The sequence below is a fragment of the Treponema sp. UBA3813 genome (assembly GCA_002368605.1).
GTDB lineage: Bacteria > Spirochaetota > Spirochaetia > Treponematales > Treponemataceae > Treponema_D.
In genome coordinates, this window is sequence record DFEB01000074.1 from 1 (window position 1) to 15,142 (window position 15,142).

Here is a 15,142-nt window from a genome sequence, read left to right on the forward strand (position 1 = left end):
CGGGTGACAATGAATATATCACGCCTTCTTTTTTCTGTCAACACTTTGTTTTGTTTTTTTTCGCTTTTTTTCGCTTTTTTTTGTTTTTTTTATGCTCCTTCCTCTGTGATAAAAATTTCCTTTAACGAGAGAATGCGCGCCCGCCATGGAGCGGTGGAGCGAAGCGCCAGTGCCAGAGGCACCGAGGGTTACCGAGCCGCGCAACGGCGGTTGACGGTGGATTTGCGCCCTGAAAATCTTTATACTTATTTCATGGCAAATTTTATTGATGAAAATACGCTTTTTATTTTGGATTCTTATGGATTGATTTACCGTGAGTATTTTGCTTTTATCTCACGCCCGCTCACAAACTCGCAAGGAGAAAATGTCTCGGCGGTTTTCGGCTTTTTCCGAAATTTACTTACTATATTGAAAAATTATTCGCCTCGCTACATGGTCGCGGCCATGGATTCTAAAACAGCGACTTTCCGTCACAAAATGTATGCTGACTACAAGGCGACTCGCCCCAAAACGCCGGAGGACTTGCATGCTCAGATTCCGTGGATTGAAGATATCCTGGAAAAGCTGGGAATCCCCGTAATCAGGAGAGATGGCTACGAGGCTGACGATGTGATTGCGACGCTGGCAAAAAAAGCTGAGTCAGAAGGCCGGCACTGTATCATTCTGAGCGCAGATAAAGATTTACAGCAACTGACCAATAGTTACATTCACTGCATGAAACCTGATAAAACTCAGATTTGGGCAGAGCTTGATGAGGCGGGGGTTGAACAGGACTGGGGGGTTCCGGCCTCAAAACTCTTGGATTTGCTTTCCCTTATGGGGGACACGGCGGATAATGTCCCCGGCGTAAAAGGCGTTGGGCAAAAAACTGCGGTCAAACTTCTTTCTGAATACGGCACTCTTGAAGGGATTTACGAACATGAAGCGGAAATTAAAGGTGCTTTAGGCGAAAAAATTCGGGCTGACAAGGAAAATGCCTTTTTCTCAAAGAAACTTATTACTCTCTGCACTCAAGTGCCTGATTTGTGTGGAATCGGAGATTGCTGCACGGCAAACCTGAATTTTACGGCGGCGGCAGAAAAAATGGCGGCTCTTGAAATCAGGGCAATTGCGCGGGATTATCGAAATGAGGCAGGCAGAAGCCCGACAGAAAATGCTGATTCGGACTTAGGGGAATTGTTTGCCGATGGAGATGGTAGCAGTGGAAAAAAAGATATAAAAACCGGGACGGAAAAAATCAAGGAAGAGTTTTCTCCCCTGCGGAAAAATCATGGGGATTACAAAGCAATCACTAATCCGACAGAATTAAGTCAGTATATTGAAGAAATCTGTGTAGCGGAAAATCCGCTTTTTGCCTTTGACACGGAGACAGATTCCCTTGAAACGGCTTCGGCCAATCTTTTGGGATTTTCCATCTCTTACGAAAAAGGAAGCGGCATTTATGTGCCGATTGCGATTGGCGGGGATTTATTCTCTGCGGCAATCGGTTTGCAGAAAAAAGAAGCGCTCGATGCTTTGAGAAGGCTTTTTTACAATCCGAAATGCACGATTGTAATGCACAACGCAAAATTCGACATGAAGGTGCTGGACAGTCAGGGTTTTATCTCTCTGGAAGATTGGATTGGCGAAAACAAGGGAGTTGCAAAAATCGCCGACACCATGATTGCTTCATGGCTTTTAGAGCCTGACCGAAGCGGGAAATCTGCCTACGCGCTGGAATATCTTTCAGAAACCCACTTGCACTTGAAAGGTACGGAATTTGAAGAAATCGTTCCCAAAAACGGAACCTTCGCTGATGTGTCTTTGGAAACGGCGGCTTCTTACTCAAGCGAGGATTCTGATTTTACCCTCCAGCTTTGGAATCTTTTTGAGCAAAAATTAAAAGATGAACGCCTTTATGACCTTTTTTTCAATATGGAAATGAAAGTGCTCCCGATTCTGGCTCAAATGGAGGCGACGGGCATTCATATCGATTCACGCTACCTCCAGAATTACGCCGTAGAACTCAAAAATCAAATAGAGGTTTCTGAAAAGGAAATTTATAATCTCGCAGGCCACGAATTTAACATCGCCTCGCCAAAGCAGCTTTCCACTGTTCTTTTTGAAGAGAAAAAGCTGCCTGCAGGCAAAAAAACAAAAACAGGATTCTCAACGGACACCAGCGTTCTTGAGGAACTTTCTGAATTGGATGAACTTCCCGCTAAAATTCTCGAATACAGGGCGAAGACAAAACTCCTCTCAACCTATGTGGAAACGCTCCCCGCTCTGGCAGACGAAAACGGCCGAGTCCACACAACTTTCATGCAGACAGGAACGGCAACCGGGCGACTTTCCTCAAAAGACCCGAATTTACAGAATATTCCTGTGCGAAGCGAGGAAGGACGCAGAATCCGAACGGCATTTACCGCAGAAAAAGGCACGGTCTTGATTTCGGCGGATTATGCCCAGATTGAGCTGGTAGTGCTTGCTCATTTGAGCGGAGACAAAAATCTCTGTTCCGCCTTTGAAAATGAGGTCGATGTTCACAAGTCAACAGCAAGTCTGATTTACGGACTTCCAATGAACGAAGTCACGGCGGACATGCGCCGCAACGCAAAAACCCTCAATTTCGGTCTCATGTACGGAATGGGGGCTTTCTCTCTGGCGAAGGATTTGGGAATCGGGCGAGGACAGGCGAAGGAATTCATCGACAACTATTTTGCGGTTTATTCTGGCGTTAAATCTTTTTTCGACGAGAATGTGCGCCACGCCGAAGAAAACGGCTATATCAAAACAATTTTTGACCGCAGGCGAAAAATTCTTGCGATTAACAGCAAAAACAAAATGGAAAAAGAAGGCGCAATCCGGGTAGCAAAAAATTCGCCCATTCAGGGAAGCGCCGCCGACATAGTAAAGCAGGCCATGCTGGATGTCACAAGTGCACTTAAATCCACTGGCTCAAAGGCAAGGCTCCTTCTCCAGGTGCATGACGAGCTGATTTTTGAGTGTCCTGATGACGAGACTGAAATCTCAAACACAATCGCCCTTATCCGAGACAAGATGGAGCACGCCGTAAAACTCCGGGTTCCCCTCCGCGTTTCAATCGAATGTGACAAAAACTGGGGGTGCTTCCACTAATGATTATCTGCGTCACGGGAATGATGGCGGCTGGGAAGAATTACATTTGCTCTCAGCTTGAAAAGCAGGGTTTTATTTCCCTTGATTTGGACAAAACGGCTCACAGGGCAATTTCTCTTTGCACGCCGCAAATTCTCCAAGTCTTCGGCAATGAGGCCGCTTCCCGCGGGATTTCCCTCACAAACAAAGACGGCTCGCTTGACAGGCGGGCTCTGGCTCAAATTGTATTCTCGGACAAGGAATTACTGGCAAAACAGGAAGCCCTTGTCTACCCAAAAATCATTGAACTTACGAATCAGTATATGGAAGAAAATCGTGACAAATCTGTAATTCTCAATGCCACTGTTCTTTTTAAAACACCAGAACTTCTCTCAAAATGCGAGAAAATTCTTTTCGTAACGGCACCTTTTTTTAAACGGCTCATCCGGGCAAAAAAAAGAGATAAAATGCCTTTTCGGCAGATTCTCGCCCGCTTTAAAAATCAGAGAAACTTACTCGACGAATACAAAAAAGCCGCGGAAGAAGGCGGCATTCCAATCGAGATAATCAGAAACTAGAAAAAGACCGGCCGACCTGACGCGCAAGCGCTGGTAGCCCCAAAGTAGCCGAAGGAACGAAGTGAGAGAGGCTATGAGCGTTAGCGAAGGGCGGACATAGCGACCCGAAGCGGCTTGCCGCGTAGGGATGCGCCCACTTTCAGTTTTCAACTTTCAACTTTCCGTTTTCATCTTTTCACTTTCTCTAAACATTTTTCCCCAAAATCCGATACTGAATGTATGGAAATGGAAGCAGGAGAAAATCTTTTTTGCTTCCAAAGGGGATTTAAATATGGAACAGAAAAAAACTTTATGGATTATTGTTGCAACAGGATTTTTCTTGGGAGTAGTTTTTGTAACGGCGTCTATTCTTTATTCACCGTCTATGAGCCGTTCAAACGGCAACCGGCTCGCAGAGTACAATCCGACATCAGGATGGACTTCTTCTAGCCAGAGTGCAACGCCAGTTCCAGAATCAAGCCTTGCTTTTAATACTGAAACTCCAGTCTCTGCAGAAACAGAATCTAAAAATTCTTTATCACAGTCTCCGTTTACAAGTTCAGAGATTCAGAAGGATGCGGCTGAAACAGAAAACTTGTTCCGAACAGACAAGGTAACTGTCATTTCAGATAATGCTACGGTCTATTCAAGCGGGACAACAACAATCGATTTGAATTCGCTTAAAACATCTTCAGCTTCAAATGTTGTTGCAAAGAATGAAATGACAGCGAACCAGCTCAGTACAAGCCGAAATACAGAATCAGAATCACATTCAGAAAAAAGCAGTTTGTCAAATGATAATTACTATACGCCGGCTTCTGTAGCAAAAAACACCGCTCAGAAATCAAGCGCCTCAGCAAATTCAAAATCGACAAGCACAAAATCGGTGGCAAAAGCAGCTCCTGCCACAACAAAAAGCACTACGGCGGCAAAAGTTGCATCAACGGCAAAAAAAGCACCGGATTCATTCTGGGTTCAGGCCGCGGCTTACACGAGTAAACGCAATGCCGATGAAGCACGCACAACACTTGAATCAAATAAGATTCCAAGCGAGGTCTTCACATTTACAGATTCCAACGGCAAGACTTTTTATCGGGTCAGAATCGGGCCTTATGTAACAAAAAGCGAAGCCGAATACTGGCAGACAAGAATCGGAATGATTGACAAATTTGCCTCGGCAAAAAGCGTAATCGTCAATACCGCAGTAAACTAATACGATAAAACAACATACAAAATCCTCCTTAATTTAAAGACTGGCAGAAAATGCCAGTCTTTTTTTTGTCTGCATTACCGAAAAGTAATAATTTTTCCCTATATAAAGGTATGAAACAAAATAAAGGAATAAAGGGATTTTTTCCCATAAGACAAATTCTTTTACGAAAACAAGAATTTATGTTCATTTTTTATGTCATGTTCACAACCGTTTCACCAGGATTTTCGGAATGCCTTTTCAATTTTGCAGAATATAAATTCGCTTTAACAGCGACGATTCCAGATAAAAATACAAAAAAAGAAAAAGCTGTCTCAGGAAACGCGGGTGTCAGGCTTTCATTTCGAGACGCAGACGCTCGCGCCTATGTGACACTGGCAAAAACAGAATTGGGAAAAATCAGGGAAACCAAAGGCCTCTCACAAAAGGCTGACTTATTTAATGAAATTCGATACGGGGCAGGATTTTTTCTTTTTCAAAAGACGCTTCCCGTCTCAGTGAAAATCGGACAGAACTCATATTCAAAATCAGTCTCAAAAATCAGAAACCCGGCTCCAGGCACAACGGCAAATCCACTGGCGAAAACTTTTGCCTTTTCCACAGGAATGGGGGCATGTCTTCCCACTTTGACTTCAAGTCAACAACCCCTGTCCATGGCTATTTCTATAAGGAACGAGGAAATTCCCTTTCCAGTTCAAATCAGTCTTGATGGGTTCCTTACAGAAAACAAAGAGAAATTCTCATCTTTATCCGCAAAGTATGGGCTGTCAAGGTGTGTTTTTATTCAAGCGGCGCTTTCGCTTGGTGAGTTCTTTATAGAAAACAATGCAACGGTTCTAAAGAAAAATTATGCTGACTTTAAGGGAGATTTTTTTTATTCCGCTTTGGGCGAATTAAGTTTTTTTTCACCCATTTTTAAAATTAATTTTTATTCGGGAATCCAGCAAAGTCCCTATAAGTCTGATTCATGGTGGTTCAGGTTTGACGGGAGGACATCTTTTCAGGCTTTTTTGCTCAATATCTCTTATTTTGCAATCCCCTCGTCGAAAGACTCTCCAAAAGCCGCACCCTTAATCAGCGCATCATCTTCAATATGCCGCACAGTCGAACAGGCAAGTGTTAATCCGCAAGTCTTATTTCTGTTCGATGATAAAAATGCTAGTTCACTTCGTATCGGATTCTCCGCCCTCGAAAACTGGAAAGTCACGGCGACAAATATTCCTGTTCAGCTAAACACTATGAAAATAAGAAGCGGGATTGAATATGAAAACCGTTTCTTTTCTGCGCAATTCAACTGGACTCACGCAAATATTTTGCTTTCTGGAGAGCCGCCCACAAAATCATCCAGACCCGAAGAATTTCAAACTTTTTCAGTATCATCTTCGTATGTCGGAAAAATTGCAAAACACTCATTTTCAGGAAGTTATTCTTATTATCCGCCTCTTCCTGGAAACGGCATGATAAAAGAGATTTATTCGGCAAATTTAAAAATCGCAGTGACGGGATTAAATCTCACAGCCTCTACAGGAATCGATTTGACTTATAAAGAACATGAAAGAAACGCAGGTGAATTTACGGCGAGCATATCCTATTCCAGAAAACAAAAATATCTCCGCACAGCAATAAAAGTTAGCCTTGCAATGCCGTTTTGATATTGAACAAGGGATTGTTTTACTGTATATTTTTATAATTCTACAATTATTGGAAATTCTTTTTTGAGAGGTAAACAATATGGCTTTTGATATTACCAAAGTACGTAATATCGGTATCAGTGCCCACATTGACTCTGGTAAGACTACCACATCAGAACGCATCTTGTTCTATTGTAACAAGATTCATGCGATTCACGAAGTTCGTGGTAAGGACGGTGTCGGTGCTGTAATGGACAACATGGAACTGGAACGCGAACGCGGAATTACTATCCAGTCAGCAGCTACTCAGGTTCAGTGGAAGGACATCACTATCAACTTGATCGACACACCGGGACACGTAGACTTCACAGTCGAAGTTGAACGCTCACTCCGCGTTCTTGACGGTGCTATCATGATTCTTTGTGCTGTTGCAGGCGTTCAGTCTCAGTCTATCACTGTCGACCGCCAGCTTAAGCGCTATCATGTACCTCGAATCGCATTTGTCAACAAATGTGACCGCCAGGGTGCTAACCCAATCCGCGTATGCCATCAGCTTCGCGATAAACTCGGCCTCAACTCACACATGGTTGAGCTTCCAATCGGTCTTGAAGACAAACTCGAAGGTGTTGTTGACCTGGTTGGCATGAAGGCTATCTACTTCGACGGCGAAAACGGTGAAAACCTCCGCATCGCAGAAATCCCTGCAAACATGAAGGATCAGGCTGCTGAATACCGCGCTGAACTTCTCGACGCTGTTTCTAACTTTGATGACGAGCTCATGGAAGTTCTTCTCGAAGAAAAAGAGCCTACAGAAGAGCAGATTATCAAAGCTATCCGTGCAGGTACACTCTCTGAGCAGTTCGTAGCCGTATTCTGTGGTTCAGCTCATGTCAACAAGGGTATCCAGCCACTTCTCGACGGTGTTGAGCGCTATCTTCCTAACCCGACAGAAGTTCACAACTACGGTCTTGACCTCGACAAAAACGAAGAGCAGGTTGAATTGTTCAATGTTCCTGACAAGCCAACTGTTGCTTTGGCATTCAAACTTGATGACGGTCAGTTCGGTCAGCTCACATATATCCGTATCTATCAGGGACGCCTTCCAAAAGGTGCAGAGCTTACAAACGTCCGCACAAAGAAGAGATTCAAGGTTGGTCGTCTTGTCCGCATGAACTCTGCCGCAATGGAAGATATTTCAGTAGGCGAACCAGGAGACATTTGTGCTCTCTTCGGCGTTGACTGTGCTTCAGGTGATACATTCTGTGGCGAGGGAATCAATGTTGCTATGACTTCAATGTTCGTTCCAACACCGGTTATCTCACAGGCTGTTCGACCGAAAGACAAATCAATGGCAGCTAACTTTGCTAAGGCTCTCAACCGCTTCACAAAAGAAGACCCAACATTCCAGACAGAATTGGATCCAGAGTCTAACGAGACAATTATCAAGGGTATGGGTGAGCTTCACCTTGCCGTTTATGTCGAGCGAATGAAGCGTGAATATAAGTGCGAAGTTGAAGTTACTCCACCAAAGGTAGCTTACCGCGAGTCTATCACAGCACAGGCTTCGTTCAACTACACACACAAAAAACAGACTGGTGGTTCTGGTCAGTACGGTCGTGTTGCAGGATTCATGGAGCCATTGGCAGACAAAGACTACGAGTTCGTAGACGCAATCAAGGGTGGTGCTATTCCTAACGAATATATTCCATCTTGTGATAAAGGTTTCAAACGCGCAATGGAAAAAGGTTCCCTCATCGGAGCTCCAATCGTTGGCGTAAAATGTACAATCAATGATGGTCAGTACCACCCGGTTGACTCTTCAGATATCGCATTCCAGACTGCCGCTATCGGCGCATTCCGCGAAGCTTACGAAAAGGCTAAGCCAGTTATCCTTGAGCCAATCATGAAGGTTTCTATCGAAGGACCTACAGAATTCCAGGGTAACATGTTCGGTCTTATTAACCAGCGACGTGGCGTAATCCTTGAGTCTACTGATGAGAACAACATGTCAACAGTAAACGCTGAGGTTCCGCTTTCAGAAATGTTCGGATTCTCTACAATCTTGCGTTCTTCTACACAGGGTAAAGCAGAATTCACAATGGAATTCCTTAAATACGGACGAGTTCCAAACAATGTTGCTGACGAACTCATCAAAAAGTATCAGGAAGAGCGAAAAGCAGCTCAGAAATAAGGAGTCTTAAATGGTCAAACAGGATCTTTACGATAAAAGCACAATCCGTCTTTTTGACGCTGCTACTGAAGGCGGCTTGAAAGCTGGCGAGCTCGGTCTCGTTACTTCAAAAAAAGGCTTGGGTAAAACCTCTGTGCTCGTTCAATTTGGTATGGATACACTCTTGCAGGACAAGCAGCTTGTTCATGTCACATTCGACTTGCACTCTTCAAATGTCATCTCTTGGTATGACGGAATTTTCACTGAACTTGCAAAAAAGAAGAATGTTGGAAACGCACAGGAGCTCAAAGAGTCTATCGTTTCAAAACGAACGATTCTCAACTTCTCTCTCGACAACTTCTCTCTTTCAAAGGTCGTTAACACTCTCAACGCTCTCAAAGCCGGCGGAATCGCTGTTTCTGGCGTTGTAATGGACGGAATCGACTTTGCAAAAGTTTCAGAAAATGATGTAAAAGCAGTTGCTGAATATGCAAAGAAAGAGAATGTCACAGTTTGGGGTGCATCAACTTCAAACGGCGACAAACTCGCTGACTCAGTTCCAGCAAATCTTGAAGGCTACTTCTCAGCAGTTCTTCACTTGAATCAGAAAACAGACGCAGTTGCTGTTGATGTTCTCAAGATTCACGACAAAAAGAATGTTGAAGCCGGTCTCAAGCTGGACACAAAAACACTTTTGATTACAAAAGCGTAAATTTTTATCCACAGATTAACACAGATGTGCACAGATTTTTAAAATATTAATCTGTGATAATCTTTCTAATCTGTGGACTATAAAATCCCGTGCTTCTTTGGAGGTGCGGGATTTTTTTTGTCTCTTTTCTATGATTGTAGCAAGTCCTGAATTGTGCTAGAATCTTCCTACATAAAAATCGCCGTCTTTTGGCGAGAATTGAGGAATCATCATGAAATTAACCTGTGGTATCGTCGGACTTCCGAATGTCGGAAAGTCTACTATTTTTTCTGCTTTGACAAAATCTCCGGCTCCTGCCGAAAATTATCCTTTCTGTACGATTGATCCCAATGTGGGCGTGGTTGAGCTTCCAGATGAGCGACTTGACTTTATGGCCAGCGTTTTCCAGCCCAAAAAGAAGATTGCGGCAACAGTTGACTTTGTTGACATCGCGGGCCTTATTAAGGGAGCCAGCAAGGGCGAAGGTTTGGGGAACCAGTTTCTTGCAAATATCCGCGAGACAAGCGTAATCGCCCATGTAGTCCGTTGTTTTGACAATCCTGACATTCAGCATGTCCGTGAAGACGCAAAAACAGACGCTTCAATCGATCCTGAAAGCGATATCCTTACAATCAACTATGAGCTTTGCCAGGCCGATATCGACACAATCACCAAGCGGGAAGACAAGGTTACCCGCCAGATTCGCGCTATGGGAAAGGCCGAGGAAAAGAAATTTGCCGGTTACCGAAGCGCAGTTGATAAAATCCTCCCTCTCTTGCAGGAAGGAAAATGCGCCCGACAGGCAGACTTAACCGAAGAGGAAATGGAAGGAATCTACGACCTCCACTTGCTCACGATTAAACCCCAGCTTTTTGTCTGCAACATCGACGAGGACACAATTTCTTCCGGCACCAACAAATATGTCGAGCAGGTCAAAAAAATGGCTGCTGAAGAAAAGAGCGAAGTTATCGTAATCTGCGGTAAATTCGAGGCTGATTTGGCCGACATCACCGATGAAAATGACCGCAAGGACTTCATGGAAAGCGTAGGCCTTAAAGAAAGCGGCCTTACCGTTCTTGCCAGAGCCGCATATCACCTAATGGGATTAAGAACCTTCTTTACAGGCGGCCCGGATGAGTGCCGCGCATGGACGATTCACGAGGGCGACACTGCACCAAAAGCGGCCGGCGTCATCCACACGGACTTTGAGAAAGGCTTTATCAAGGCGGAAGTTTATTCTGTCGAGGATTTGCGGCAGTACGGAAGCGAGGCTGAAATCAAGGCTCACGGAAAGTACCGCCAGGAAGGCAAGGAATATGTCGTCCAGGACGGTGACTGTATTTTCTTTAAATTCAATGTCTAGAAACAAAAATACCTCCATGTATTTTTGTTTCTTACGAGAAAATTCTGTTCACCTAAAGGCAAACAGAATTTTCTCGCTTGTCTTTTACCCCGCGTCCTTGCGGGGCATTTTCCGTTTTCAATTTTCTAAATCTCCAGTGTACCGACGACCGTTGTATCTTCTTCGCGGGGCTCTTCCCTTCGTTTGAAGAGTGACGGTCGTTCTTTTTTTTCTTCAGATTTGCCAGAGTTTCGTTCTGAAAGAGTTTTTTCTTCTTTTTTTACATTGCGCTTGGCTTTTGGTGCCACTAGGAAGCCGAACATAGAGCCGCATAAACCGCCCGCAATATGGGCGACGGTAGAAATATTCTCAGTCTTAGGAGCATTAATCAGTTCCCTGCCCAAATAAATCGCCACAACAAAAATAAAGGAAAGAGGAATGACATTTTTATCCAAAGTGGTGATTGAAGCAAGGATTATCAGCATAAAGACGATGCCGCTGGCTCCCAAAAGAGGATGGGGAATCAGGCAGACATTGATAACGCCTGTGACGAAAGCCGTAACCACGAACATAAGGGCTACCATTTTTGAGCCATAGCGCTCTTCCATAAGGGGGCCTAAGAGCAAGACAAAGGCAAAATTTCCCAGCAAGTGATTCCAATCTGTGTGACCGAAAATATGGAAGAAAAGGCGTAAATAATCCAGAAAAGATTTGTAATTGAAGCCGCCGTTTGAGCCTATTCGCGCTGGTGCCGTAAAAATCGCAGGAATAAGATGCTTTCCAAGGAGAAAATCATTTAACAAAAGAATGAGGGCGCACAAAATCGCAAAGGTCAGCGTTACAGGCGCATTATATGTGACACGGAACTTTTTTTTCATATTGAGATTATCGGAACAAAAGAAAAGAAAATGAAGAGGGGCGTTGTAGTCGAGTTTGCCATGCAAACTCGCAGGTGTCCCCGCAGAGTGGGGTGCGGCACAACGCAGTGTGACGCAGGGGAGAGACTTCTCCCCTTTTTTATTTTTTGATATAATCAGTACATGACTATTTTACCTGTTTTTCTTCGATATGTTGTCCTTGCGATTGCGGTGCTTATGTATGCGCTCGTGATTGCTAAGCAGGACAAGAAAGTGATTTTCACAACTTGTGCGGCGGTTCTCGTCATCATTTTGGGAATTGCTTTTCCGGGCTACATTTTTACGACGGGTGACACTCGTTTTTACGCCCTCACCCACGCATTTTCCAGTCTCGTAAACTGGAATGTCCTTATGATTTATGTAGGCAGCATGACCGTAGCGGCCTTGTTCTTGTACTCAAAGGTGCCTGCCAAAATCGCCGATTGGATTGTGCGCGTAAGCCCTTCAACGGGAATCGCAATCGTTCTGATTCTTGCCATGACCGGAATAATCTCAATTTTTGTTGAGAATGTGGCGACGGTTCTTGTTATGGCTCCCATTGCCCTCTCCCTCTGCAAAAAGCTCAAGATGAATCCCACCATGTTCATGGTCGGCCTTGCGGTTATGTCAAATCTTGAGGGAACGGCAACTCTGGTGGGAGACCCTCCCAGCATGATTTTTGCAAGCTATGCAGGCTACACTTTCAACGACTTTTTCATTCATTCAGGAAAACTCTCGATTTTCTTCATAGTTCAGACAGGCCTCTTGGCAGGCTGCCTTTTCTTTTATACTGTATTCCGAAAACTCCGGGACAAAACCGAAGTTGAGGGAGAGCCTATCATCTCTGTGGTTCCGGCAATTCTTTTACTGGCCTTGATTTTCGGTCTGGCGGCGATTTCTTTCCTTCCAAACGAAATTCCCTTCCTTTCAGGCTCTTTTGTCATGGTATTGGGCATTTGCGGAATCCTTTGGTATCTTCTTTCGCAAAAAAAATCAGGCGGAGAAACCTGGGAACTCATCAAAGGCTTGGACTGGGAGACAATCGCTTTCTTAATCGGCATTTTCGTGGTAGTGGGCGCAATCAGTGAGACCGGCCTATTAAAAGACTTCGCCGACTTCCTTTCAAAAATCACTGGCGGCAGCAAGCTGGCAGGCTTTGTTCTTGTGCTTTTGGTTTCGATTTTGATTTCCGGCTTCGTGGACAATGTTCCATACATCATCGTCATGCTTCCGGTTGCGGGCAATATGGCCTCATCTATGGGAATCAACCCGGAATTGTACTTGTTCGCCCTTTTGATTGGCTCATGTCTGGGCGGAAACCTCACTCCCTTTGGAGCGAGCGCGAATGTAGTTGCAATGGGAATTGTCAAAAAGGAAGGATACCCCATGAGCTTCGGAAAATGGCTCAAACTGGGCGGCACTTTCACGCTGATTACAACAGCCGCCGCCGCACTCGTCCTTTGGCTTTTGTGGGCATAAATTTTGACGCAGATTAACGCAGATGGACACAGATACAATACTAAAATCCGCGTTTATCTGCGTGCATCCGCGTCTAGCTAAACATCTAATGAAAAAACGGCTCCGGCTTCGGGGGCGGCTCCTGCCAGTCCATAACCCGTGGCCTGCGCCACCTGAATATTTGTCTGAATCTTTGACTGTGTGCTCTGAATGAGCGCGTCAAGCTGAGAGTCGTCCATATTCTCCGGGGCAATATTCGGTTTCGGCTGGTTTTTCATAGAAATCAGCTGATTCAAAAGAGAATTGAGAATCTGAATCTTTGAGATTGAAACACCTTTCTGGTTCGGTTTGGCGGCAACTCCAGTTACATGGTCAAAGTGAGCGTAAATAAGATTAGACTGAGCGACCGGCACATAAAGTTTTCCGTGTCCGCCATTTGAAACAATACCTGAATAGTTAAAATTATTTGCGTTTAATGAAATTCCGTTTACCATAATCTCACCTCACGACTCCCACCAACATTTTATCTAGTTAGATTATCGGTAAATAGAAAAAGAATATTAGATATTTTTAATTGAACTGGTTTCGCCAGACAGTAATTCGCTCGTCGATAGATTTTACCGTGTTCTGCGAATCAGTATTTGTAACTTCCGAAAGGTATGGAATTATCACTCGCTCTTTGAGGCTTTCCCAGCGGGATGGCAGGGCAAGCGGAGCAATCAAAAAATCCTCAGGAGGCATTTTTCCGAGCAAAGTTTTATAATAAGCGGGGAAAACTCGTTCGTTCACGCTTTTGATTGATGAAAATCCACTGCAAATACCAAATGTTTGGGTTTCAAGATTCATACGCATGGCACGCTCAAGCAGATTTTTTTGAGTAGACTCCAAGAAAAACCATTCAATAAAAGCATAAGCATCTTTGGCATTTTTTGTCTTGCGGTACAAACCGAGACTCGTGATATCATCATTCACGAAAATCTTTTCATTTTTTGAAAGCCAGCGGAAAGAAATCGACTCAGTTTGCTCACCAGGAATATCAAAGAAATCATCACTTTTAATGTAAGCGAACAAACAACGGTCAGAATCAACGAGTTTTTGCTTTGGAGCATAAAGATACTTGAATGAAAAATCCTGTTCCGCACTCGTACTTTCGTTTTTTTCAAGCGTCCATGATTTCAAATATTCGATTGTTGAGGCAAGAGAATCGGCATTCCATGAAAATGCAGTTCCTTTTTCGCCGAATTCAGCCCCGAAAGTTTTTGACAACTGATAAATAAAATTTGCATCCCAAGAAGGCGCATACCCCATCTTTACAAAAAGGTCTTCTTTTGATTTTTGATTGAATTTACAGGCCGAATCACGAATTGAATCAGAATCAATCAGCATATTTCCGTTAACAAGAGCATGATTTTTCTGTGAGAAAATCATCGTGGGCAAATTAAAGCTCACAGGAATCAAATACTGACGGCCGTTGACTTTGCCGTATTCCAAAAGAGGGGCATAAATTGAAGATGGATTTATCTGACTGCGGTTAAAAACCCGGTCAACTGCGGCAAAATTCTTTTTGACCCGTGAATTGCGCAAAAAAGAGCCGATAACTATGTCCGGGCTTTGCTCGTCCTTTGCGGGAGGAAGGGAAACGGCCAGCTTGTCCTTGTAAACGACCACGGCCTTAGCCTTGTTCTGGGCAACATTGAAAAATTCAACATAGGAAACGATTTCGGGACGGTCAGTCCAAATTATGACAGGGGAAGAAGAGCCGCAAGATGCAAGGGAAATTACAGGGAACAGGCAGAAGGCAGAAGTGAGCAATTGTTTTACGATACGGAATATGTTTTTCAATTTTTGATGTCCTTTTTATGGGAAATTATAGCATAAAATGACGGGGTGTCATAGAGTGGTAAAATGTTGAAAAAAGTGCACTTTCAGGCGTTTAAAATAGTGAAAAAACTGCACTATTTTGTTTTTAAAATCTTGAAAAAACTGCATTATTTAACTAAAATAATTTTGAAAAAAGTGCACTATTTTGTGTATAAAATTCTGAAATAACTGCACTAAATGGAGGTTCGCATGTTCAAGAGAAAAGCAGAG

Annotated in this window: 11 protein-coding genes; 8 read left to right on the forward strand and 3 right to left on the reverse strand. The window is 43.9% G+C overall.

All coding sequences use genetic code 11. The annotated features are described in order from the left end of the window. The first annotated feature begins 252 nt into the window (after positions 1-252). The 7 genes from polA (at position 253) to ychF (ending at position 10,718) form a co-directional block, all read left to right on the forward strand. The gene (gene polA, locus B2089_RS11170; protein ID WP_296323842.1) at positions 253-3,117 is read left to right on the forward strand and encodes a DNA polymerase I; all 2,865 of its coding nucleotides are present in this window, start codon (positions 253-255) and stop codon (positions 3,115-3,117) included. Continuing rightward, a complete protein-coding gene (coaE, locus tag B2089_RS11175; protein ID WP_296323840.1) occupies positions 3,117-3,674 on the forward strand; it encodes a dephospho-CoA kinase in 558 nt (185 codons plus the stop codon). Before polA ends, coaE begins: the two co-directional genes overlap by 1 nt. Before the next feature lie 271 nt (positions 3,675-3,945). Further along, positions 3,946-4,866, forward strand: a complete 921-nt coding sequence (locus B2089_RS11180) for an SPOR domain-containing protein (protein WP_296323838.1) — start codon at positions 3,946-3,948, stop codon at positions 4,864-4,866. A 179-nt stretch (positions 4,867-5,045) separates the two neighbouring features. Beyond that, entirely contained in the window at positions 5,046-6,515 is a 1,470-nt protein-coding gene (locus tag B2089_RS11185) for a hypothetical protein (RefSeq protein WP_296323835.1), read from the forward strand. 79 nt (positions 6,516-6,594) lie between these two features. Further along, a complete protein-coding gene (fusA, locus tag B2089_RS11190; protein WP_296687333.1) occupies positions 6,595-8,685 on the forward strand; it encodes an elongation factor G in 2,091 nt (696 codons plus the stop codon). A gap of 10 nt (positions 8,686-8,695) precedes the next feature. Further along, a complete protein-coding gene (locus B2089_RS11195) occupies positions 8,696-9,376 on the forward strand; it encodes a hypothetical protein (protein ID WP_296322816.1) in 681 nt (226 codons plus the stop codon). A 211-nt stretch (positions 9,377-9,587) separates the two neighbouring features. After that, positions 9,588-10,718 carry a redox-regulated ATPase YchF gene (gene ychF, locus B2089_RS11200; protein WP_296322818.1) on the forward strand — a complete coding sequence of 377 codons (1,131 nt, stop codon included), beginning with the start codon at positions 9,588-9,590 and terminating at the stop codon, positions 10,716-10,718. 125 nt (positions 10,719-10,843) lie between these two features. Here ychF and B2089_RS11205 read toward each other — a convergent pair whose 3' ends face one another. Beyond that, entirely contained in the window at positions 10,844-11,575 is a 732-nt protein-coding gene (locus B2089_RS11205; RefSeq protein WP_296322821.1) for a rhomboid family intramembrane serine protease, read from the reverse strand. A gap of 162 nt (positions 11,576-11,737) precedes the next feature. On the opposite strand from B2089_RS11205, the gene B2089_RS11210 reads away from it, so the two are divergent. Beyond that, on the forward strand, positions 11,738-13,072 hold the full coding sequence (locus B2089_RS11210; protein WP_296322823.1) for an SLC13 family permease: 1,335 nt from the start codon (positions 11,738-11,740) through the stop codon (positions 13,070-13,072). A gap of 77 nt (positions 13,073-13,149) precedes the next feature. Here the strand turns inward: B2089_RS11210 and B2089_RS11215 are convergent, their stop codons facing one another. Both B2089_RS11215 and B2089_RS11220 read right to left on the reverse strand, forming a co-directional pair. Beyond that, the gene (locus B2089_RS11215; protein ID WP_296322827.1) at positions 13,150-13,545 is read right to left on the reverse strand and encodes a hypothetical protein; all 396 of its coding nucleotides are present in this window, start codon (positions 13,543-13,545) and stop codon (positions 13,150-13,152) included. A gap of 76 nt (positions 13,546-13,621) precedes the next feature. Continuing rightward, positions 13,622-14,893 carry a hypothetical protein gene (locus tag B2089_RS11220; protein WP_296322830.1) on the reverse strand — a complete coding sequence of 424 codons (1,272 nt, stop codon included), beginning with the start codon at positions 14,891-14,893 and terminating at the stop codon, positions 13,622-13,624. Positions 14,894-15,142 lie beyond the last annotated feature (249 nt).

What these genes read in the sequence shown, in the direction of transcription:
- polA (WP_296323842.1), top strand. Translation starts at nt 253, where the DNA reads ATGGCAAATTTTATTGATGAAAATACGCTTTTTATTTTGGATTCTTAT.
- coaE (WP_296323840.1), top strand. Translation starts at nt 3,117, where the DNA reads ATGATTATCTGCGTCACGGGAATGATGGCGGCTGGGAAGAATTACATT.
- B2089_RS11180 (WP_296323838.1), top strand. Translation starts at nt 3,946, where the DNA reads ATGGAACAGAAAAAAACTTTATGGATTATTGTTGCAACAGGATTTTTC.
- B2089_RS11185 (WP_296323835.1), top strand. Translation starts at nt 5,046, where the DNA reads ATGTTCATTTTTTATGTCATGTTCACAACCGTTTCACCAGGATTTTCG.
- fusA (WP_296687333.1), top strand. Translation starts at nt 6,595, where the DNA reads ATGGCTTTTGATATTACCAAAGTACGTAATATCGGTATCAGTGCCCAC.
- B2089_RS11195 (WP_296322816.1), top strand. Translation starts at nt 8,696, where the DNA reads ATGGTCAAACAGGATCTTTACGATAAAAGCACAATCCGTCTTTTTGAC.
- ychF (WP_296322818.1), top strand. Translation starts at nt 9,588, where the DNA reads ATGAAATTAACCTGTGGTATCGTCGGACTTCCGAATGTCGGAAAGTCT.
- B2089_RS11205 (WP_296322821.1), bottom strand. Translation starts at nt 11,575, where the DNA reads ATGAAAAAAAAGTTCCGTGTCACATATAATGCGCCTGTAACGCTGACC.
- B2089_RS11210 (WP_296322823.1), top strand. Translation starts at nt 11,738, where the DNA reads ATGACTATTTTACCTGTTTTTCTTCGATATGTTGTCCTTGCGATTGCG.
- B2089_RS11215 (WP_296322827.1), bottom strand. Translation starts at nt 13,545, where the DNA reads ATGGTAAACGGAATTTCATTAAACGCAAATAATTTTAACTATTCAGGT.